The sequence below is a fragment of the Subtercola sp. Z020 genome, from assembly GCF_002931235.1.
Lineage (GTDB): Bacteria > Actinomycetota > Actinomycetes > Actinomycetales > Microbacteriaceae > Subtercola.
Map to the genome: position 1 here is coordinate 13,794 of NZ_PSTT01000053.1, position 20,421 is coordinate 34,214.

At 70.1% G+C, this 20,421-nt stretch carries 19 protein-coding genes and 1 pseudogene; 6 read left to right on the forward strand and 14 right to left on the reverse strand.

The window, feature by feature from the left end:
* Positions 1–61: 61 nt before the first annotated feature.
* From C5B96_RS07435 to C5B96_RS07460, 6 genes are all read right to left on the reverse strand, one after another.
* Entirely contained in the window at positions 62–916 is an 855-nt protein-coding gene (locus C5B96_RS07435; protein WP_104244469.1) for an ABC transporter permease, read from the reverse strand.
* Positions 913–1,737 carry an ABC transporter ATP-binding protein gene (locus C5B96_RS07440; RefSeq protein ID WP_104244471.1) on the reverse strand — a complete coding sequence of 275 codons (825 nt, stop codon included), beginning with the start codon at positions 1,735–1,737 and terminating at the stop codon, positions 913–915. The genes C5B96_RS07435 and C5B96_RS07440 overlap by 4 nt, the downstream gene beginning before the upstream one ends.
* Positions 1,734–2,633, reverse strand: coding sequence for an ABC transporter permease (locus tag C5B96_RS07445; protein WP_199176584.1), 900 nt, complete (start codon positions 2,631–2,633; stop codon positions 1,734–1,736). Before C5B96_RS07445 ends, C5B96_RS07440 begins: the two co-directional genes overlap by 4 nt.
* Positions 2,630–3,646 (reverse strand): TIGR03842 family LLM class F420-dependent oxidoreductase, encoded by a 1,017-nt coding sequence (locus C5B96_RS07450; protein ID WP_104244475.1) that lies wholly within the window; start codon positions 3,644–3,646, stop codon positions 2,630–2,632. The genes C5B96_RS07445 and C5B96_RS07450 overlap by 4 nt, the downstream gene beginning before the upstream one ends.
* Before the next feature lie 70 nt (positions 3,647–3,716).
* Positions 3,717–5,156, reverse strand: coding sequence for a dihydropyrimidinase (gene hydA, locus C5B96_RS07455; RefSeq protein ID WP_104244477.1), 1,440 nt, complete (start codon positions 5,154–5,156; stop codon positions 3,717–3,719).
* A 42-nt stretch (positions 5,157–5,198) separates the two neighbouring features.
* On the reverse strand, positions 5,199–6,047 hold the full coding sequence (locus tag C5B96_RS07460) for a nitrilase-related carbon-nitrogen hydrolase (protein WP_104244479.1): 849 nt from the start codon (positions 6,045–6,047) through the stop codon (positions 5,199–5,201).
* A 103-nt stretch (positions 6,048–6,150) separates the two neighbouring features.
* Between C5B96_RS07460 and C5B96_RS07465 the strand changes: the two genes are divergently transcribed.
* From C5B96_RS07465 to cofD, 3 genes are all read left to right on the forward strand, one after another.
* Positions 6,151–7,518 (forward strand): aminotransferase class I/II-fold pyridoxal phosphate-dependent enzyme, encoded by a 1,368-nt coding sequence (locus tag C5B96_RS07465; protein WP_104244481.1) that lies wholly within the window; start codon positions 6,151–6,153, stop codon positions 7,516–7,518.
* Positions 7,519–7,618: 100 nt separating this feature from the next.
* A complete protein-coding gene (locus tag C5B96_RS07470; RefSeq protein ID WP_104244483.1) occupies positions 7,619–8,527 on the forward strand; it encodes an LLM class flavin-dependent oxidoreductase in 909 nt (302 codons plus the stop codon).
* A gap of 42 nt (positions 8,528–8,569) precedes the next feature.
* On the forward strand, positions 8,570–9,691 hold the full coding sequence (cofD, locus tag C5B96_RS07475) for a 2-phospho-L-lactate transferase (RefSeq protein WP_104244485.1): 1,122 nt from the start codon (positions 8,570–8,572) through the stop codon (positions 9,689–9,691).
* 75 nt (positions 9,692–9,766) lie between these two features.
* Here the strand turns inward: cofD and C5B96_RS07480 are convergent, their stop codons facing one another.
* A complete protein-coding gene (locus tag C5B96_RS07480; RefSeq protein WP_104244487.1) occupies positions 9,767–10,768 on the reverse strand; it encodes an alpha/beta fold hydrolase in 1,002 nt (333 codons plus the stop codon).
* Positions 10,769–10,840: 72 nt separating this feature from the next.
* On the opposite strand from C5B96_RS07480, the gene C5B96_RS07485 reads away from it, so the two are divergent.
* Positions 10,841–12,010 carry a hypothetical protein gene (locus tag C5B96_RS07485; RefSeq protein ID WP_104244489.1) on the forward strand — a complete coding sequence of 390 codons (1,170 nt, stop codon included), beginning with the start codon at positions 10,841–10,843 and terminating at the stop codon, positions 12,008–12,010.
* Between the two features lie 115 nt (positions 12,011–12,125).
* Here C5B96_RS07485 and cofC read toward each other — a convergent pair whose 3' ends face one another.
* From cofC to C5B96_RS07510, 5 genes are all read right to left on the reverse strand, one after another.
* The gene (cofC, locus tag C5B96_RS07490) at positions 12,126–12,758 is read right to left on the reverse strand and encodes a 2-phospho-L-lactate guanylyltransferase (protein WP_158507137.1); all 633 of its coding nucleotides are present in this window, start codon (positions 12,756–12,758) and stop codon (positions 12,126–12,128) included.
* A complete protein-coding gene (cofE, locus tag C5B96_RS07495) occupies positions 12,755–13,750 on the reverse strand; it encodes a coenzyme F420-0:L-glutamate ligase (protein ID WP_199176585.1) in 996 nt (331 codons plus the stop codon). Before cofE ends, cofC begins: the two co-directional genes overlap by 4 nt.
* A 1-nt stretch (position 13,751) precedes the next feature.
* Positions 13,752–14,753, reverse strand: coding sequence for a TIGR03557 family F420-dependent LLM class oxidoreductase (locus tag C5B96_RS07500; RefSeq protein ID WP_104244495.1), 1,002 nt, complete (start codon positions 14,751–14,753; stop codon positions 13,752–13,754).
* A gap of 74 nt (positions 14,754–14,827) precedes the next feature.
* Positions 14,828–15,313 (reverse strand): pantetheine-phosphate adenylyltransferase, encoded by a 486-nt coding sequence (gene coaD / locus C5B96_RS07505; RefSeq protein WP_104244497.1) that lies wholly within the window; start codon positions 15,311–15,313, stop codon positions 14,828–14,830.
* 26 nt (positions 15,314–15,339) lie between these two features.
* Positions 15,340–17,529, reverse strand: coding sequence for an ATP-dependent DNA helicase RecG (locus C5B96_RS07510; RefSeq protein WP_104244499.1), 2,190 nt, complete (start codon positions 17,527–17,529; stop codon positions 15,340–15,342).
* Positions 17,530–17,583: 54 nt separating this feature from the next.
* On the opposite strand from C5B96_RS07510, the gene C5B96_RS07515 reads away from it, so the two are divergent.
* Complete coding sequence (locus C5B96_RS07515) at positions 17,584–18,243, forward strand: RsmD family RNA methyltransferase (protein ID WP_104244501.1); 660 nt, start codon at positions 17,584–17,586, stop codon at positions 18,241–18,243.
* A 37-nt stretch (positions 18,244–18,280) separates the two neighbouring features.
* On the opposite strand, the gene C5B96_RS07520 is transcribed toward C5B96_RS07515, so the two are convergent.
* Both C5B96_RS07520 and C5B96_RS07525 read right to left on the reverse strand, forming a co-directional pair.
* Positions 18,281–18,592 carry an ATP-dependent DNA ligase gene (locus C5B96_RS07520; protein ID WP_104244503.1) on the reverse strand — a complete coding sequence of 104 codons (312 nt, stop codon included), beginning with the start codon at positions 18,590–18,592 and terminating at the stop codon, positions 18,281–18,283.
* 83 nt (positions 18,593–18,675) lie between these two features.
* Entirely contained in the window at positions 18,676–20,196 is a 1,521-nt protein-coding gene (locus tag C5B96_RS07525; protein ID WP_369826453.1) for a thiamine-phosphate kinase, read from the reverse strand.
* Positions 20,197–20,219: 23 nt separating this feature from the next.
* Here C5B96_RS07525 and C5B96_RS07535 point away from each other — a divergent pair.
* A pseudogene (locus C5B96_RS07535) lies at positions 20,220–20,421 on the forward strand (DUF3515 domain-containing protein); the annotation flags it as partial.

The window sequence follows — 20,421 nt, forward strand, 5'->3', positions numbered from 1 at the left end:
TCGTGCAGCGGTGCGGGTCGTGCGGTGGTGCGGGTCGTGCAGTGGTGCGGGTGGAACGGTCTCAGGCTCGGCGCCGGCTGGCGAGCCGCTCGAGCAGCAGGGTCACCCCGTAGAACACGAGGCCCAGGATGATCGCGCCGAACACGTAGGCCCAGGCGCGGGGGTAGGCGCTGTTCGCGGCGGCCGAGGTGATGCGCGAACCGAGGCCGTTCTGCAGGCCGCCGAAGTATTCCGCGACGATCGCCGAGATGACGCCGAGCGGCGCGGCGATGCGCAGCCCGGTGAAGATGAACGGCACGGCGCCCGGCAGCGTGACGGTGCGGGTCAACTGCCAGTTCGAGGCGGCATAAGCGCGCATGAGGTCGCGGTGAACGGGCCGCACCTGCCGCAGACCCCGCAGGGTGTTGATGAACACCGGTGCGAACACCACGATCAGCACGACGACCCGGCGCGGGGTGTCGGAGGTCGACCCGAACATCGTGTTCAGGATGGGCGCCAGGGCGACGATCGGCACGACGGCGAGTGCCGCGACGATCGGCACGATCATCCGGTCGAAGACGGTGACGCGCGAGGCCAGCAGGGCCAGCACGATCGCGAGCAGCGAGCCGACCACCAAGCCGATGAGGGCGTTCAGGCCGGTGGCGAGCAGCGACGACCACAACAGCGGCAGAACGACGACGATCTGCCCCGCGATGTCGGTCGGGCTCGGCAGCAGGTAGGGCTTGATGTCGAACACCACCACGACGAGCTGCCAGAGCAGCAGGAACGCGACCCCCAGCACGAGCGGGGGCAGCACCGATCGCGCGAGCGAGCGACCGCGGGCGCCCCCCTCCCCCGCGCGGGCACTGGGCTGCTGCTGTGCCTCCGCCTCGGCGGGAAGCGAGAAGAGGGCGGGCGCGGTCGGATCGAGGCTCATCGGAGGTCAGCTCCGAGCGGCGCCACCGGAGAGCCGTGCAGGGCTTCGCGCACCGCGGTGACGCCCGCGAAGAACGCGGCATTCTCGCGCAGGGCGTCGCTCCGCTCGGTGCCCGGACCGAGGTTCACCGACACGATGTCGACGATGCGGCCGGGTCGGGGCGACATCACGACCACGCGGTCAGAGAGGAAGACCGCCTCGGGGATGGAGTGTGTGACGAAGACGACGGCGGCTCCCGTCTCCGAGCAGATGCGCACAAGTTCCTGCTGCATGCGTTCGCGCGTCATCTCGTCGAGGGCGCCGAACGGCTCGTCCATCAGGAGGAGCTTCGGCCGCTCGGCGAGGGATCGCGCGATGGCGACGCGCTGCTGCATGCCGCCCGAGAGCTGGTCGGGGTAGCGGGTGCGGAAGTCGCTGAGCCCGACCAGCTCGATGAGCTCTTCGGCGCGCGCCGCGCGCTCGGCCTTGCCCACGCCGTGGAGCTCGAGCGGCAGCTCGATGTTCGCCTGCACAGAGCGCCAGGGCAGAAGCCCCGCGCTCTGGAAGGCGATGCCGTACTCCTGGTCGAGCCGGGCCTGTCGCGCCGTCTTGCCGAAGACGAGGATCTCGCCGCTGGTCGCGGAGTCGAGGTCGGCGATCAGCCGGAGCAGTGTGCTCTTGCCACACCCCGACGGGCCGATCAGGGAGACGAACTCCCCCGGCGCGACGGTCAGGTCGATGCCGGTGAGGGCCTGCACCTCCGCCCCCCGGGCGACGGAGAAGATCTTGCCGGCCGAGCGCACGGAGATGGCGGGCAGGGCGTTCAGAGCGGTGTCGGTCACGAGGCCGCCTCCTGTCGGTTGAAGCGTTTGAGCGAGAGCCCGATGAGCGCGACGATCGCCGCCGAGACGAGGCCGAGCACGACCGCTCCGGCGATCGGGGCGTAGGCCTTGGCGGGGTCGGAGGTTCCGGACTGGGCGAATTCGATGATCATGCGGCCGATGCCGCCCTTGTAGCCCGTCGAGACCTCGGCGACCACCGTTCCGACGATGGCGCTGGCCGCTCCGAGCCGGAGCGCCGGCAGAAGGTACGGCACGCTGGCCGGCAACCTCAGCTTCAGCAGGGTGCGGAACCAGCCCGCGTTGTACGTGCGCATCAGCTCGACGTGGATCGCATCGGGCGACTGCAGGCCGCGGAGCGCCCCCACGGCCACGGGGAAGAACGCAAGGTACGACGCGATGACGGCCACCGACATCCACCTGTCCCAGGAGAACGCACCGATCTGGATCTTGCCGCCCCAAGCGACGATCACCGGCGCGAGGGCGATTAGCGGAACCGTCTGGCTGAGGATGAGCCAGGGCAGCACGGCGCGTTCGGCGACGTGCAGCCGCTGCATGAGCAGCGCGATGAGAAAGCCGACCACGGAGCCGACGGCCCAGCCGACCGCGGCCACGCCGAGGCTGTTCAGGGCGGCGCCGATCACCGCGACCCACACGGGCGGCGAGCCGGCCGAGGTGTTCACCGGCTCGATGGCGCGTGTCAGCATGTCGACGAGGTGCGGCATGGAACGGTCGTCGGTCTTCGGCAGGATGCTCGTGCCGAAGAGCTCCACCCCCGCCACCGGGCCGACAGCCTTGTACCCCTCCCACAGCACGGCGAGCACCACGATGCCGAGCACCCCCCAGAGCACCGCGCTGGCGCGGCTCTTCGTGCGGTCGGCCCCCCTTGTCATCGTCATGCCGTGGCCGTGATGTGCTCTCGCATCGCGGGGATGACGGCTTCGCCGTACACCCGCAGGGTCTCTTCTTTGTTGTCGTGCTGCAGATAGCCGGCGAACTGGTCGACGCCGAGCTCCTTCAGGGCCTTCAGCTTCTCGATGTGCTGCGAGGCGTCACCGAGCAGGCAGAACCGGTCGACGATCTCGTCGGGCACGAAGTTCGCGTGCTCGTTGCCCGCGAGCCCATGCTGGTTGTAGTCGTAGCCCTGGCGCGCCTCGATGTAGTCGGTGAGGGCCTTCGGCACGTTCGAGTCGGTGCCGTACTTCGACACGATGTCGGCGACGTGGTTGCCGACCATGCCACCGAACCAGCGGCACTGGTCGCGCATGTGCTCCCAGTCGTTCCCGATGTACATGGGAGCCGCGACACAGAACTTGATCGCCATCGGGTCGCGCCCGGCTCGCTCGGCCGCCTCACGAACGGTCTTGATCATCCATTCGGCGATGTCGACGTCGGCGAGCTGCAGGATGAAGCCGTCGCCGACCTCGCCCGTGAGCTTCAGGGCGAGCGGGCCGTAGGCGGCCACCCAGACCTCGAGCTCTGAACCGCGGCTCCAGGGGAACTGCAGCGTCGCACCGTTGTACTCGACCGACCGGCTGTTCGCGAGTTCGCGGATCACGTGGATCGACTCTCGGAGCGTCTTCAGCGTGGTCGGCGCGCCGTTCGTCGTGCGCACCGCCGAATCGCCCCGGCCGATGCCGCAGATGGTGCGGTTGCCGTACATCTCGTTCAGCGTGGCGAAGATCGAGGCCGTGACGGTCCAGTCGCGGGTCGCCGGGTTGGTGACCATGGGGCCGACCTTGATGCGGTGCGTCTCGTTCAGGATCTGGCTGTAGATGACATAGGGCTCCTGCCAGAGCAGGTGGGAGTCGAAGGTCCATGCGTAGTCGAAGCCGTGCTGCTCGGCCAGCTTCGCGAGCGCGAGGGTGCGCGACGCCGGCGGGTGGGTCTGGAGGACTGCTCCGAATTCCATGTGGTGCTGCTTCCTGCGGTGGTGGTCGGGTTCGAACACGACGCCGGGCGGGCCCGACGTCGCTGGTGGATCAGATCAGGTACTGGCTCAGGCCGCGCTTGAAATACTTGCCGTCGCCCTTGCTGCCGAGGTAGGCGTTGTCGTCGACGATCACCTTGCCCCGGGAGATGACCGTGTCGACGTGGCCGTCGATCTCGTAGCCCTCCCAGGCCGAGTAGTCCATGTTCATGTGGTGCGACCGGCCCTCGCCGGTGCCGATCGAGGTGTGGCCCTTGGGGTCGTAGATGACGACGTCGCCGTCGGCCCCGGGCTGTATGACGCCCTTCTTGCCGTACATGCCGAACATGCGGGCGGGCGTGGTGGAGGTGAGCTCGACCCAGCGCGGCAGGGTGATCTCACCCATCACGACACCCTGGTAGATGAGGTCCATCCGGTGCTCGACAGACCCGATGCCGTTCGGGATCTTCGAGAAGTCGCCGACGCCCATGTCTTTCTGGCCCTTCATGCAGAACGGGCAGTGGTCGGTCGAGATGACCTGCAGGTCGTTTGTGCGGAGACCCTGCCACATGTGGTGCTGGTGGCCCTCTGCCCGCGACCGGAGCGGGGTCGAACACACCCACTTCGCCCCCTCGAAGTCGCCCCATTCGGCACTGGATGCCCCCAGCTGCTCCTCGAGCGAGAGATAGAGGTACTGCGGGCAGGTCTCGGCGAACACGTTCTGGCCGCGATCGCGGGCGATGGCGATCTGCTCGACGGCCTGCTTGGCGCTCACGTGCACGATGTAGAGCGGCGCCCCCGTGAGGTTCGCCAGCATGATCGCGCGGTGCGTCGCCTCTTCCTCGGCCTGCCACGGTCGCGTGGTGCCGTGGAAGTAGGGAGACGTGTCGCCACGGGCGATCGACTGCTGCACGAGCAGGTCGATGACGCTGCCGTTCTCGGCGTGCATCATCATCAGCGCACCGTTCTCGCTGGCCCGCTGCATCGCCTTCACGATCTGGCCGTCGTCGGAGAGGAACACACCTTTGTAGGCCATGAAGAGCTTGAACGAGCTGACGCCTTCGTTCAGCAGTTCATCCATCGCGGTCAACGACGAATCCTGCACGTCGGAGAGGATCTGGTGGAACCCGTAGTCGATCGCGCAGTTGCCGGCGGCCTTCTGCTGCCAGAGCTGGTACTCGTCGAGGATGTTCTCGCCGGCATACTGCACGACGAAGTCGACGATGCTCGTGGTTCCGCCCCAGGCCGCGGCCCGCGTTCCCGTCTCGAAGGTGTCGGAGGCGAACGTGCCGCCGAACGGCATCTCCATGTGCGTGTGGGCGTCGATGCCGCCCGGTATCACGTACTTGCCGCGGGCATCGATGACGCGGTCGACGTTGGCCGCGATGTCGAAGCCCAGAAGCGCCGAGCCCGGTGCGAGAACCGCCGCGATCGTCTCGCCGTCGATCAGCACGTCGGCTTCGGCTGTGCCGGTCGCGTTGACGACCGTTCCATTCGTGATGAGTGTCTTCATCTGCGCTGCTCCTTCAGAGGTGCCGGGAGAGGGTGGTCGGGTCTACGGCTTCGGGATGGAGGTGTATGACTCCGGGCGGCGGTCGCGGTAGAACTGCCAGTCGTCGCGCATCTCCCGCACCATGTCGAGGTCGAGGTCTCTGATGAGGAGCTCTTCTTCTGTGCCCGAGCCGCGCTCGCCGATGAAGTTGCCCCGCGGGTCGATCGCCTGGCTGGTGCCGTAGAAGTCGACAGCCAGGTCGCCGTACTCGTTGTCCTCCCGGCCGACACGGTTCGGCTGCAGCACGAAGTAGCCGTTGGCGACGGCCGCTGCGGGGCCCTCGACCTCCCACAACCGGTTCGAGAGACCGGGCTTCGTCGCATTGGGGTTGAAGACCATGTGGGCGCCGTTCAGGCCGAGCTCCCGCCACCCCTCGGGGAAGTGCCGGTCGTAGCAGATGTAGAGGCCGATCTTGCCGACCGAGGTGTCGAAGACGGGGTAGCCCATGTTGCCGGGGCGGAAGTAGAACTTCTCCCAGAAGCGGTCGACGTTCGGAATGTGGTGCTTGCGGTACTTGCCGAGGATCGTGCCGTCTGCCTCGACGATGACGGCGGTGTTGTAGTACACGCCCGTGATGTCCTCTTCGTAGATCGGCAGGATCATGACGAGCTGCAGCTCGGCCGCCAGCGCCGCGAAACGCTGCACGATCGGCCCGTCGGCGGGCTCGGCGTAGCGGTAGTACTTCTTGTCTTCGGTGATGCCGAAGTACGGGCCGTAGAACAGCTCCTGGAAGCAGATGACCTGTGCGCCGTCGGCCGCGGCATCCCGCGCGAACTGCTCGTGCTTCTGGATCATCGACTCGAGGTCACCCGTCCAAGTCGTCTGGGTGATCGCTGCTCGTACAACCGTCATTGGCGCTGTTCCTTCCGAGGCCCGTTTTGTTATTATTCGTTGTGGACATTTCTCTCGTGTTTCAGACTGTGACGCAGGCGTAAAAATAAGTCAAGAGGTGTGGATGATCGACCGCATCATCGGGGCTGTGGAGGGCAAGACGCCCGAAGCCATCGCCGCCGCCGTCTCACGCCTGATCCGTTCGGGCGGCATTGCTTCCGGAGACCGGTTGCCGACCGTTCGCGAGCTGGCCCGCGCGCTGGGCGTCAGCCCCGCGACGGTCTCGAACGCCTGGCAGGCCCTCGCGGGCGTCGGGCTCATCACCTCACGCGGTCGCGCGGGCAGTTTCGTGCTGCAGGCCGGAACCACGTGGATGCCCACCCACTTCGCCGAGCTGGCGGGCTCCCACGTCGAAGCCCGGCTCGACCTCTCCAGCGGCACACCCGATCCCCGCCTGCTCCCCTCGCTCGGCGCCGCACTCTCGCGCGTGCCCGCCCGCGCCGACACGTCGAGCTACCTCACCCAACGAGTGCTGCCCGAGCTCGAACGGCACCTGCGGGCATCCTGGCCCTACTCCCCCGAGGGCCTGACGATTCTCGACGGAGCTCTCGACGCCATCTCCCGGTCGCTCGAGATGGTCGTGCGCTACGGCGACAGGGTGATCGTCGAAGACCCGTCGTTCCCTCCGTTCTTCGACCTGATCGAGCAGTTCGGCGCCGAGCGCGTGCCGGTGGCGGTCGACGCACACGGGATGAGACCGGATGCCCTGGCCGCCGCCCTCGCCACGAACCCCGCGGCGATCATCCTGCAGCCCCGTGCGCAGAACCCCACGGGCGCGTCGTTGACCCGGGAGCGGGCCGAGCAGCTCGTGCGCGTGCTGAAGGCGCATTCGCACCTCACCGACCCGGTCATCATCGAAGACGACCATTCGGGCGAGATCAGCTCGGCGCCGACGCTCAGCCTCGGTGCGTGGCTGCCGAACCGGGTGCTGCACATCAGGAGCTATGCGAAATCGCACGGCCCAGACCTGCGGATCGGCGCGCTCGGCGGGCCGGCGGCCCTCATCGATCGCATCGTCGCCCGCCGCATGCTCGGGCCGGGATGGACGTCGCGGATGCTGCAGGTCATTCTCTACGAACTGCTCACGGCACCCGAGTCGGTCGAGCAGGTCGCCCGGGCACGCGACACCTACCGGGCTCGGCAGCTCGCGCTCGCGGCCGCCCTCGAGCGCCACGGACTGCCCTTCGTGGCGGCAGACGGCATCAACGCCTGGCTTCCGGTGCGCGACGAGCGGGCAGCCATCGTGTCGCTGGCCGCAAGCGGGATCCGGGTGGCGGCGGGGGCGCCGTTCCAGGCGCGGGCCGACCGTGGCGAGCGACCGGATGCCGACGCGGGGCAGTTCGTGCGCATCACGGCCGGCATCGTGGAGAACGACGTCGACGGCGTGGCCGGGCTGCTCGCCGCCGCGTCGCGGGGCGACAGCGCGGCGTGACGGATGCCGCGTCGCCGGGCGACAGCGCGGCGAGACTGCTGCGTGGGCGCTGCCGGGCGCCCGGCCCGGCGGTGTCGGAGGTGCTCCCTAGACTTGCCGCATGCGTTTCGGAATCGTCATCCTGCCCCAAGAGCCCTGGCGCGCCCTCGAGCGCAAATGGAAGGCCGCCGAGCAGTACGGCTTCGACCACGCGTGGACGTATGACCACCTCTCCTGGCGTTCGCTCGCCGACGAGCCATGGGGAGCGACCATCCCCACGCTGACGGCCGCCGCAGCAGTGACCTCGCGCATCCGGCTCGGCACCTTCGTCTCGTCGCCGAACTTCCGCCACCCGGTGCCATTCGCGAAAGACGTGGCAACGGTCGACGACATCTCGGGCGGGCGGTTCCTGCTCGGCTTCGGTTCGGGCGGCACAGGGTTCGACGCGTTCGTTCTCGGCCAGCAGCAGCTCTCCGCGCGCGAGCGCCACGACCGCTTCGCCGAGGCCGTCGAGCTGCTCGACCGTCTGCTGCGGTTCGAGCAGGCTCCGGATGCCGCGGCTGCGGGCACGGCATCCGGAATCCACTTCGAGGGTCAGTGGTACACCGCCGTCGATGCGCGCATGGTCGGGCGGCCGGCGCAACTGCCGCGCGTGCCGTTCGTGCTGGCGGCCAACGGCCCGAAAGGGCTGGGCCTGGTGAGCCGGTTCGGGCAGGGCTGGGTGACGACCGGGGCCGACGGCGCGGTCGGCGAAGAGTGGTGGAGCGCGGTCGAGACCCTGGTGCACCGGCTGGAGGATGCCGCGACGGCGGCCGGGCGCGACCCGGGCGACATCGACAGGTACCTGTCGCTCGACTCCGGCGGCCAGGCGTCGCTGGCGAGCGTGGAGGCGTTCGAGGAGATGGTGGGGCGGGCATCCGGTCTCGGCTTCACCGATGTGATCACGCACTGGCCGCGTGCCTCCGGTGTGTATGCGGCGTCGGAGTCGGTTCTGGAGGAGGTGGTCTCGCGGATGCCGGGCTGGCGCTGAGGCGGGGCGGTGGCGAGGGCGCTGGTCGTGTGAGGATGAAGCGTGAAGATAACGGTGTTGGCCGGCGGCGTCGGTGGAGCGAAATTCCTGCGGGGGCTGCGACAGCACCTGCGTGAGACCCTGCCCGATGGCGCGGGCGGCACGACGGCCACGGTGACGGTGGTCGTGAACACGGGCGACGACCTGTGGTTGACGGGGCTCCGCGTCTGCCCCGACCTCGACTCCATCATGTACACCCTCGGCGGTGCGAACGACGAGGTGCGCGGCTGGGGCCGGCTCGGCGAGAGCGAGCGAGTGAGCGCGGAACTGACGGCCTACGGGGTGGGCTGGCCCTGGTTCACGCTCGGCGATCTCGACCTCGGAACGCACATCACGCGCTCGCATCTGCTGCGTGAGGGGCTGACACTCAGCGAGGCGACGGCACAGGTGACGGCGCGCTGGAACCTCGGCGTGACCCTGCTGCCGATGAGCGACCAGCCGGTCGAGACGCACGTGGTGGTTGCAGACGAGGAGGGCACTGAGCCCGGATCTGCTCCCGGGGCTGCTCCTGGTACCCGCACGATGCACTTCGAAGAGTGGTGGGTGCGCTACCGGGCGTCGCTGCCCGCGCTGCGTTTCGAGCAGCACGGCATCGAGACAGCCGTAGCTGCACCCGGTGTCGTCGATGCGATTCTCGACGCCGACGTGGTTCTGGTCGCGCCGTCGAACCCCGTCGTCTCGATCGGCACCATTCTGCCGGTGCCGGGAATGCGCGAGGCCCTTCTGACGACGTCGGCGCCGGTCGTCGGCGTCTCGCCGATCATCTCCGGGTCGCCCGTTCGCGGTATGGCGAAGGCGTGCCTCGACGCGATCGGGGTGGCGGTGGCGGCGGACGCGGTGGCGCTCCACTACGGGGCGCGCGGCGCGCGTTCGACGTCGGCGGGTGCTGACGCTGCCGGCACCGGTTCGAGCTCTGGCGGCGCCGGCTCCGGCTCCGGCTCCGGCATTCTCGACGCCTGGCTCATCGACGAATCGGATGCCGCGCTCGCCCCCGGAATCGAGGCCGCCGGACTCGCGGTCAGCGTGGTTCCGCTCTGGATGACGACCGTCGACGCCACGGCAGCCCTGGCCGCCGCGGCCCTAGCGGCGGCAGACGGAGTGCGCCTCGCACACGCAACCGCCTGAGGCGCTTCACGGCCCGGCGGGCTCGCCGGCCGCGCCCTGATCTTCGTGCGCGGTAGGTTTCAGGCGCGCATCCATCTATTCGAACAATCGCTCGAGCACCTCGACGGGGCGCTCGATGTGGCCGAAGTGGCCGGCTCCCTCGATGACGCCGCCCTCGAAATCGGGGATCGTCGCCTCCAGCCGCGCCGCGTCGGCATCCGCGACGAACACATCGCTGCTCCCGCTCAGGGAGCGAACGGGGCACCGGATGCCAAACCAGCGCCGCGGGTCGTACTCCCCCGCGCGGGCCGAGGCGATCGCGAACGCCTGCGGGCGCGCCTCCGCGGCCAGCGCGCGGTAGACGCTCGGGTCGATGTGGCGCGGATCAGCGAACAGCGGACTCATCGACAGCCGGAAGAATCGCGTCTCTCCCATCGATTCCACGAGGCGGGTGCCCAGCCGCCCGAGGTGCGCCAGCGTGCGCATCACCGCGAGCATCCCGACGTACGCGGGCAACGCGCGGAGCCCCCGCAGCGGGGACCGTACCGCCTCGATGACGCCGAACGTGGTCGGTGAGACGAGCAGCACGCAGCGGGTGGCCGCCGGTTCCGCGGCGGCCAGTTCGAGGGCGACGAATCCGCCGAGCGAGTGGCCGACGATCATCCACTGCTCGTATCCGAGTGCGCGCGCGACATCAGCGACCGACGCGGCCACCGCTTCGATCGTCTGGTCGGCCGCGGCCTCGGCGAGGGGCGAGTCGCCCCAGCCCGGCAGGTCGGGGATGATGAGGTCGTCGAGCGCGGGAGCGCCCTGCGGGTCGGCGGCGGCGAGCGCGTCGGCGGCGGCGAGCAGCGGGGTGAAGGTGCTCCACGAACCGGCTGCGCCATGCAGCAGGATGATCGCACGCGCGTTCGGGCGCCCCGTGCGCCGCCCGTGACGCACGCGAATCACGCCAGCCGAAGTCGGGACGTCGGTCGTCTCGAGATGCACCTTCGCCGGTTCGCTCGCGATCGCGAAGCGCCCGTAGGCGCGCGTGTCGGGGTGCGTCGGAGAGGCTTCCCGGCCGGGTTCTCTGTGCGCTGCTCGGTGGGTGGTCACCGGAGTGTTCGAGGCGGGCGGCCGGGTCGATGGGTTCTTCGGAGCTGAGGTTTATTCGGGTTATGATGGATCATGGAAACCGGTTCGATCGTCTACCGCAGTTCGCTCCACGGTCAGGAGGCAGAGCTGCATCTCGTCGACGCGCCCACGCAGACGTACCAGCTGAGGGTCGACGGCATCCTCCAGTCCGAGGTGTGCCTCGCCGACCCGACCGTGATCGGGTTCGCGTATGCCCGCCACGTCGCTCGGTTCGTCGATGCGATGGCCGTGGAGGCCGCGGAGGCCGGTGCGGCTGGCGTCGGTGACGGCCCCGCGGGCGGTGGTGCGACGGCCGGTGGCTCGGCGGGAAACGGCCCTGGGGCTGGGGCTGGGGCTGGGATGACCGTCGCGCACCTGGGCGGCGGGGCGCTGACCCTCGCGCGCTACGTCGCCGACCGATGGCCCGGAGCCGTGCAGTACGTGGTCGAGTCGGAGTCCGAGCGAACGACCGACCTGCTCGGCATCCTGCCCCTGCCCAACGGTGCCGACGTGCGCTTCCTGTTCGGCGACGCGCGCGCGGTCGTCGACGGCGGGATGGCCGGTGCCGGGCATCGTGCACCTTCAGGCGAGAGTGCAGACGCGGGCGCGGGTGCCGAGGTGAGCGGGAGCGCGCGTGGCACGCAGCTGGCGCAGCCGCCGTGGCGGGAGGCGACAGTGACCATCGTCGACCTGTGGGCGGGGGCGACGATCGCGGCGCGGGTCGCGAGCCTCGAGTTCTACGCGGGCATCGCGGGCGGGATGGCACGCGGCGGCGGGCTTGCAGTGAACCTGCTCGACGGGCCGGGCTTCGCGTGGTCCCGGCGGCAGGCCGCGACGCTGCGGCTGCTGTTCGAGCACGTCGTCGTGGTGATGGACGAACGGATGCTGCACGACGACCTGATCGGCAACGTGCTGGTCTTCGCCTCGGACCGGGCGCTCGACGAGATCGGGGAGCCCGGCTGGCCGCACGACCCCACGAGCGCGACCCACGTTCTGCACGGCGCGCGCCTGACCGACTGGATCGGCGACGCCTCGGCCACGAGCGACGCCGATGCGACCGACTCCCCACCGCCCGATGCTGGCTACTTCGCTCCGTTCGCGAAGCATGCGGGAGGTCTCGTCGGCAACACGGGCGAGCGTGGCCGCAGCCACGAGCGCACCGACGATCGTCGCGGCATCCACCAAGGCGAAGGCCTGGACGATCTGCGTCGAGAGGCGGTCTAGAGGGTACCCATGAGCGACACCGTCCTTTCGACTGAAGCAAAGCGAGTCGAAGCCGACTCAACAACTGAGCTTAGCTCATTCATGCCCGATCAGCGGACCGCCGATTCGGCTGGTGTCAGCGGGTGCGACCCCGCTGGAGCTCGGCACGGGTGTGCGCCCCGAAGGAGTCGGCGTCCACAGCGAGGTCGGCGGGGGTGTCGACATCCCGGCGCAGGGGCGAGTCGGACGGGACGGGGAGGGCGATCATCCCGCTCTCGGCGTGCGCGAGCGCCGAACCGACACCGAACCGCGGCGTGAGGTCGACGCCCGGCAGCGCCGCGATGGTGGTGGTGCCGGTCCCCTCGGCGTCGGGTACGAACGAGCGCGGGTGCTCCGCGGCCAGAGCCAGCGCGGCTTCGATCGCGCGGGGCGTCACCGCCGGGAGGTCGGCCGTGATCGCGGCGACGGCGGCTGCCGGGCGGCGGCGGCGAGCCTCTGCGATGCCCGATGTCAGGGCCGCGTTGAGTCCGCCGCCTGGGTCGGCGAGCGTGCTGGCGCCCAGTCGGGAGAGGGCGTCGGCCGATTCGGGGTCACCCGTCACGACGAGAACCTCGACCACGCCGGCCGCCGCCCGCAGGGCTTCGACGGTGTCGAGCGCGAAGGCCAGGGCGAGACGCCGGCGCTCGGCGACGGTCGCCGGCAGTTCGGCGAGTCGCGTCTTCGAGAGGTCGGAACCCTTGACGGGCACGACGACGATCCACTCGGTCACGGGCGCTCGGCTGCCCGCCCGGCGGCGTGCCCGGCCGCATACCCGGCGTCGTACCCCCGTGCGTATCCGTCGGCAGGGCCCGCAGCCGCACGCTCCGCCTCAGCCGCACGCTCGGCCTCAGCCGCACCCTCGGCCTCAGCCGCACGCTCGGCCTTAGCCGCACGCTCGGCCTCAGCCGCACGCTCGGCCTTAGCCGCACGCTCGGCCTCAGCCGCACGCTCGGCCTCGGCGGCCGCGCGGCCCGCGGCGAAACCCTCGGCATGCGCCTCGTCCGACCCCAGCCGGAACATGTCGGTCGGCCCGGTGCGGGTCAGCGCCCGCGCGGGAGTGTCGAGGTTCTCGCCGACGAACGCGGCCAGTCCGCGCACCAGGGCCACCGGCATCCCGCTCGCCTTGCCCTTCACCAGGTCGGCTGCCGAAGCGATCTCGTCGGCGACGGCGATCTGCGTCACCTGCAGCAGCTGGCCGAACGTGTCGGTTCCGCCCCGCAGGTCGTCGACGACCTGCACCCCGGCCGAGCCGATCGCCGCATCGACCTGGCCCTCGCGCCAGGCGCGACCGAGGGTGTCGGAGATGAGGATGCCCACTCGCGCGCCGAGGCGCTCACGCAGTTGCGACGCCAGCCGCCGAGCCGAGGCGTCGGGGTCGACGGGCAGCAGCAGAACGGTGCCTGCGGGGGTGTTGCTCGCGTCCACCCCCGCGGCGGCCTGCACGATGCCGAGGTGGTTCTCGACGATGCGGGTCACGCCGCCGGGATGCGCGCGGGTCGCCACCACGCGAACGGTTTCTGCCGTGATGGCGTCTTCACGATCATCCGCCGACACCGAACGCCCTTCGGACTTCGAGACGATCTTGCTGGTCACGACCAGGATGTCGCCGTCGTGCGCGATGATGCCCTGCGCTTCGAGCGCGTCGACGATCAGGTCGTCGAGCGCATCTCCGGCGGCCACTTCGCCCATGCCCTCGAGGGCGTAGACGTGGATCTCCGGCACGTCAGCGCGTGAGCTTCGGCAGAACGTCGCGGCCGAAGACCTCGATCCATTCGGCCTGGTTGCGGCCCACGTTGTGCAGGTAGATGCGGTCGAAGCCCAGGTCGACGAAGCGCTGGATGTACTCGCGGTGCACATCGGGGTCGCTGTTGATGATCATGCGGCCCTCGAAGTCTTCGGGGCGCACGAGTTTCGCCATCTGCTCGAACTCGAACGGAGAGCGGATGTCGGCTTTCGGGAACTTCATGCCGCCATTCGGCCACTCGACCATGGCATTCGTCAGAGCCTCTTCGTCTGTGGCTGCCCAGGACATGTGCAGCTGCAGCACCTTCGGCATGGTCGACGGATCTTTGCCGACCTCGCGGGCGCCCTCGTCGAACTTCTTGAACAGGCCGTCGATCTTCTCGAGCGGGGCGCCGACGGTGATCAGGCCGTCGGTGAACTTGCCGGCGCGCTTCGCGGTGACGGGGCCAGCCGTGGCGACGAGGATCTCGGGCGGAACCTCGGGCATGGTCCAGAGGCGGGTCGACTCCAGCTTGTAGAACTCGCCGCGGTGCTTCACGTCTTTGCCGGCGAGGGATGCTGTGAAGAGCTTGTTGATGATGTCGATGGCCTCGAACATGCGATTGATGCGTTCGGGGGTCTCGGGCCAGTACTGGCTGACGATGTGCTCGTTGAGCGCTTCGCCGGAACCGAGGCCGAGCCAGTGCCGCCCCGGGTACATCGCAGCCATGGTCGCGGAGGCCTGCGCGACCATCGCGGGGTGCCAGCGGAAGGTGGGCGCCGTCACGCCGGGGCCGAAGTCACCTTTCGTTCGTTCGCCGACGGCGGCGAGCACGTTCCAGACGAAAGAACTTTGGCCCTGTTGCGGCACCCACGGCTGAAAGTGGTCTGCGGCCATGACGCCGGAGAACCCGTGCTGCTCGGCGAGGGCCGACAGCCGCACGGCCTCGGTGGGGTGGAACTGCTCGAGCATTGCGGCGTAGCCGACGGAGAGGTCACTCATGCACCCATCCTGCCACCTGCGGGCGGGCGGGGCGGCGACCGTTGTCGCGCCGCCCGCGCGGGGGCGGCGCGACGTCAGACGGCCGACTCGAGGAAGGCGGCGACGGCGGCGGGCACGTAGGGGGTGATGTCGCCGCCGAGCGCGGCCACCTGGCGCACGAGTGAACTCGACACGTGGGCATGGGCCGGGTCGGGCAGCAGGAAGATCGTCTCGACGCCGGCGAGGTTGCGGTTCACGATCGCCATCGGCGTCTCGTAGGCCACGTCGACCTGCGAGCGGATGCCCTTGACCAGCACCTTCGCGCCGACCTCCTCGCAGTAGTCGACCAGCAGCCCCATGCTCCACGAGGTGACGAGCACGCTGCCCCCGACACCACCGTCGGCGAGGGCCTGCTGGATCAGCGAGACGCGCTTCGCGATCGGCAGCAGCGCCGACTTGTCGGGGTTGTGCACTACGACGACGTGCACCTCGTCGAAGATGCCGGCAGCCCGCCGGATGACATCGATGTGACCCAGGGTGACCGGGTCGAACGAACCGGGCACGACGGCGATGGTCTTCATGCCCTCAGGCTATCAAGGCAGAGAGGTCAACTCTTCTCGAGGAACGCCCTGTCGTTCTCGTCGAGCCGTCGCGACAGGGCGTCACGCAGCTCTGGATGCCCGACCAGCCCGGGATCGTCGGCGAGCACCTCCGCGGCCGCCTGCCGCGCCTCACCGATGAGGTCGCCGTCGGTCACCACCCGCAGAAGCCGGAGCGACGATCGACCGCCCGACTGGTTGCTGCCGAGCACGTTGCCCTCGCGGCGGAGTTCGAGGTCGATCTGCGCCAGTTCGAAGCCGTCGAGGGTGGAGGCCACGGCATCCACCCGCTCCCGCGCGAGCGTCTCGGGCTCGGCGTGGGTGACGAGCAGGCAGAGCCCCGGCACACCGCCGCGCCCCACCCGGCCGCGCAGCTGGTGCAGTTGCGAGACACCGAAGCGTTCAGCATCCAGAACCACCATGGTCGACGCATTCGGCACGTCGACGCCGACCTCGATGACCGTGGTGGCCACCAGAACGTCGATCACTCCGGCGGCGAAGGCCTGCATGGTCTGGTCTTTCTCCTCTGCGCTCATGCGACCGTGCAGGGGCTCGATGCGGCGGTCGGCGAGCAGAGGATCGGCGCGGATCTGCTGCAGCACGCTCGAGACGGCGGAGAGCGGTCGCTTCGGCACGCCGTCGCCCGCGTCGTCGGAGGCTGAACCGCCCTCGAGGTCGTCGGCGGGCTCGGCGATGGCGGGCTCGATGGCCGGGCAGACGACGAACGCCTGGCACCCCTGGTCGAGCTCCTCTGCCGTGCGCTGCCAGATGCGCCCCTCCCAGCCGGGCTTCTCGGCGAGCGGCACGACGAAGCTCGAGATGCCCTGCCGCCCGGCCGGCAGCTCGGCGATGGTCGAGATGTCGAGGTCGCCGAACACCGTCATCGCCACCGTGCGGGGAATCGGGGTGGCGGTGAGCACCAGCACGTGCGGCGGCTGCGCGCCCTTCTGCCGCAGTGTCTCGCGCTGCTCGACTCCGAAGCGGTGCTGCTCGTCGACCACCACCAAGCCGAGATCGTAGAACTGCACGTTGTCGCTCAGCAGGGCGTGTGTGCCGATGACGATCTTCGCCTGGCCCGACACCATGCGCAGCAGCGCCTTGCGCCGGGCGGCGACCGGCAGCTGCCCGGTGTGCAGGGTCGGCACCAGTTCGGCCGCGAGATCGGGGCCGAGGGTGCGCACGATCGAGCGCAGGTGCTGGGCGGCGAGCACCTCGGTCGGGGCCAGCAGGGTGGACTGGCCGCCCGAGTCGGCGACGGCGAGCATCGCGCGGAGGGCGACCAGCGTCTTGCCCGAGCCGACCTCCCCCTGCACGAGCCGGTTCATGGGTTCGCTGCGCGCGAGGTCGGCGGCGATCTCGCTGCCGACGAGTTGCTGGTCGCCGGTCAGGGTGAAGGCGAGGGCACGGTCGAACCGATCGAGGTAGCCCCCGGGTTTCGGCACGCGCGGGATGGCCGCGAGGGCGTGCGCCGCCTGGCGCTGTTCGAGCAGGGCCATCTGCAGCACGAACGCCTCCTGGTAGCGCAGGGCGTCTTTCGCCCGCTTCCAGTCGCTGTCTTTCTGGGGCCGGTGAACGAGTTCGAGCGCTGTACCGAAGTCGACGAGCCCGCGTTCGGTGCGCACGTCGACCGGAACCGGGTCGCCGACCGGGCCCAGAGCATCCAGAACCAGCTCCATCGACTTCGCCACCTGCCAGCTCGCCATCGTGCCACTGGCCGGGTAGATGGGGATGGGCATCTCTGCCCATTTCTTGGCCGAAGCGGTGCCGGTGTCGAGCTCGAGGTCGTCGAAGAGTTCGTAGTCGGGGTGGGCGAGCTGCAGGGCGCCACGGTACTCGGAGACCTTGCCGGCGAAGATGCCGCGAAGGCCCGGTCGCAGGTCTTTGGCACGCCACGACTGGTTGAAGAAGGTGAGGGTGAGGATGCCGCGGCCGTCGGAGATCGACACTTCGAGGATGGAGCCGCGCTTGGCGCGCATGCTGCGCTCCTGCACCGAACGGATCTCGGCGACGATCGTGACGGTCTCGTTCAGGGGCAACTCGCTGAGCGCGGTGAGCTCGCCGCGGCGTGCGTACCGGCGCGGATAGTGGTTGAGCATGTCGGCGACGGTCACGATGCCGAACGACTTCTGCAGCGCCCCGGCGGTGCGGCCGCCGAGAACGCCGGAGACCTTCGCGTCGAGAGTGGCAGTGCCGGTCATACGCCCGATTCTAGGCGCCGCCCCCGACACCGGCGGGGCACTAGGGTGTCTTCAATGACGCGCATCATCGCCGGTTTCGCCGGATCGCAGCGGCTCGCGGTACCTCCGTCGGGAACGCGGCCCACGAGCGACCGGGTGCGGGAGGCGATCTTCTCGGCGCTCGATGCGCGCGGCGTGGTCGAGGGTGCAGCGGTGCTCGATCTGTACGCGGGCAGCGGGGCGCTCGGGCTCGAGGCCGCCAGCCGCGGCGCCGCGGAGGTGACGCTGGTGGAGCGGAACCCGGCCGCGGCGCGGGTGGCGAAGGGCAATGCGGCGGTGATCCTGAAGGCGGCGGGTGGGCGCGGGGGCGCGGCCGGTTCGCGTGGCGCGGCCGGTTCGCGTGGGCCCGGGGGCGCGCAGGCGTCGGGGGGTTCGCGCGGGTCGGGGGGCACCGGCGGTGCACCCCGCATCCATGTCGCCACCCAGACCGTCGCCGCGTTCCTGGCCGCCACCGTCTCCGATTTCGACATCGTCTTCGTCGACCCGCCCTACGACCTGTCGGAGGCAGAACTGGCCGATGGGCTTCGGATGCTCGGCACCCACGTCACGCCGGGGGCGGTGATCGTGGTCGAACGAACGGCCCGCTCGCCCGAACCGACGTTGCCGCCGACGCTCGCGCTCGACCGGCGCAAGGACTACGGCGAGACGACCCTGTGGTGGCTCACCGCGGAGTGAGGCTGCGTGCCCCGATGTCTCGGGCGTCGTCGGGCACCTAGCTGTGCGGCGCCTCGGGCTCGGGCAGCAGCTGCAGACCGACCGTCGTGCTCGCGCCGAGCATCAGGGCCTCGATCCAGGCGCGGTTCAAGACCGGCTCCTTGCTGCCGTAGAACTTGAACTGCAGGGGGATGGAGGGGTGCAACCAGAGCGACGCGTGCCCGGCGCCCGACTCGGGGCCGTACGCGTACTGCATGGTGAACGACTCGGCGCGCCGCAGCTTGGTGACGATGACGACCCGCAGGTGCGCGAGCACGCGGTCATCGAACTCGATTTCGACGCCTGGTGTGCCGTAGACCAATTTACCCATGCGTGGGGTCACTCCGTTCAGCCCGGTGACGCGCCCTACGTTCGAGCCCGCCGCTATCAACAACTCTAACCGGGGATGGGCGATCAGCCCGTGCCGCCGTTCCAATCGTCGAACGGATCCCAGCCCCCGGGTCGAACGTAGACCTCACCACCGACAGTGACCCACGGATGCCCGGCACTCCACGCGCGAACCTCGCCGATCACGCGAAAACCCTCCGGCACGGCCCGGTCGGGAGGGAACGTCGCCAGCAGGGAGTGATCCTCTCCTCCACAGAGAACGAAGTCGGCAGCTTCTGCACCGATCGTCGGATCGAGGCGTCGCAGGGCCTCTGCCTCGGCTTCGATGGCGTCATGGAACAGATCGAGAGCACAGCCACTCGCCCGGGCGAGGCGCCCCGCGTCGAGCACGAGCCCGTCGGAGACGTCAAGCATCGCGGTCGCGCCGCCGTCGGCTGCGGCCGGGCCGGCCCCGAGCGGAGACACCGGCGCGAGCTGCGCCTCGACGATGCCGGGGTGCTCGGCGCGGAGCAGCCGCGCCAGAGCCGCGTCGGGCGTGCGCTTGCTCGCTGCGGGCACGCCTGGCGTGCGCTGCTCGGCTGGCGTGCTCTGCTCGGCTGGCGTGCGCTGCTCGGCTGGCGTGCCCTGCTCGCCCTCATCGTCTCCGTCGCGCTGCCCCTCAGCGAACAGCAGGGCGATGCCCGCGCCCGCGCGGCCGAGGCTCCCCGCCACCGCGACCCTGTCGCCCGGGCGCGCGCCCGACCGCAGAACCGGCGCGCGACCTCCGAGGTCGCCGAACGCGGTCACCGCGATCATGAGCGTGTTCGACACCGAGAGGTCGCCGCCCACGACCCCGGTGCCGGGTGAGAGTGCAGCGCAGGCGTCGCGCAGACCGTCGGCGATGCCCTCGAGCGTGCTCACCGGAGTGTTGAGCGGTGCCGCGATCGCGACGACCAGCGCCGTCGGCGTCGCGCCCATCGCCGCGACGTCCGACAGATTCGTCACCGCGGCCTTCCAACCGAGGTCGTGCGGAGTCGACCAGGCGAGCCGGAAGTCAGGCCCGTGGATCATGGTGTCGGTCGTCACGACGAACCGCCCGTCGGGCGCCGCGACGACGGCACAGTCGTCGCCCGGCCCCACGATGGCGGCGTCGGCCTGCGGCAGCCGCGGAAAGATGCGCGCGAGCGCGGCCACCTCCCCCACGGCGGCCAGCGTGTCGGCGGCCAGCGTGTCAGCGTCGGGCGCGCCGGTGGCCAGCGTGTCAGCGTCGGGCGCGCCGGTGGCCAGCGCGCCCGTGGCCAGCGTGTCAGCGTCGGGCGCGCCGGTGGCCAGCGTGTCGGCGTCGGGCGTGCTGGCGGCGGGCGTGCCGGTGGCGGCCCGCGTCGCAGCGGCTTCCAGCGTCTCGGCAGGGTCGACGCGAGCGGCAGCAGCGGTAGCGGCAACACCAGCGGGCGCCTGCGACCCGGGCGCCTGCGACCCGGGCGCCTGCGACCCGGGCGCTTGCGACGAGGGCGCCTGCGACTCGGAAGCTTGCGACCCCGGCGCTGCGGCCGCTGTGGCCGCGGCAGCCAGCGGCGGAAGCTGAGGGTCTGCCCCATGGGTGTGCACGGCTCAACGGTAACCTGTTGGTGATGCTTCCCCGTAAACGCCTTCTGGTTCCGGGCGCCCTCGCCGCCACCCTGGTTGTCGCCGCGATCACCGGATGCGCCCCGACCGTCGCGCTCGACCCCGCGTCGAACGCGACCGACCCCGGCTGCGCCGAAGTGATGGTGCGCCTCCCCGAGACGGTGGCCGACCAGCCGAGCCGGGAGACCAACGCCCAGGCGACGGCCG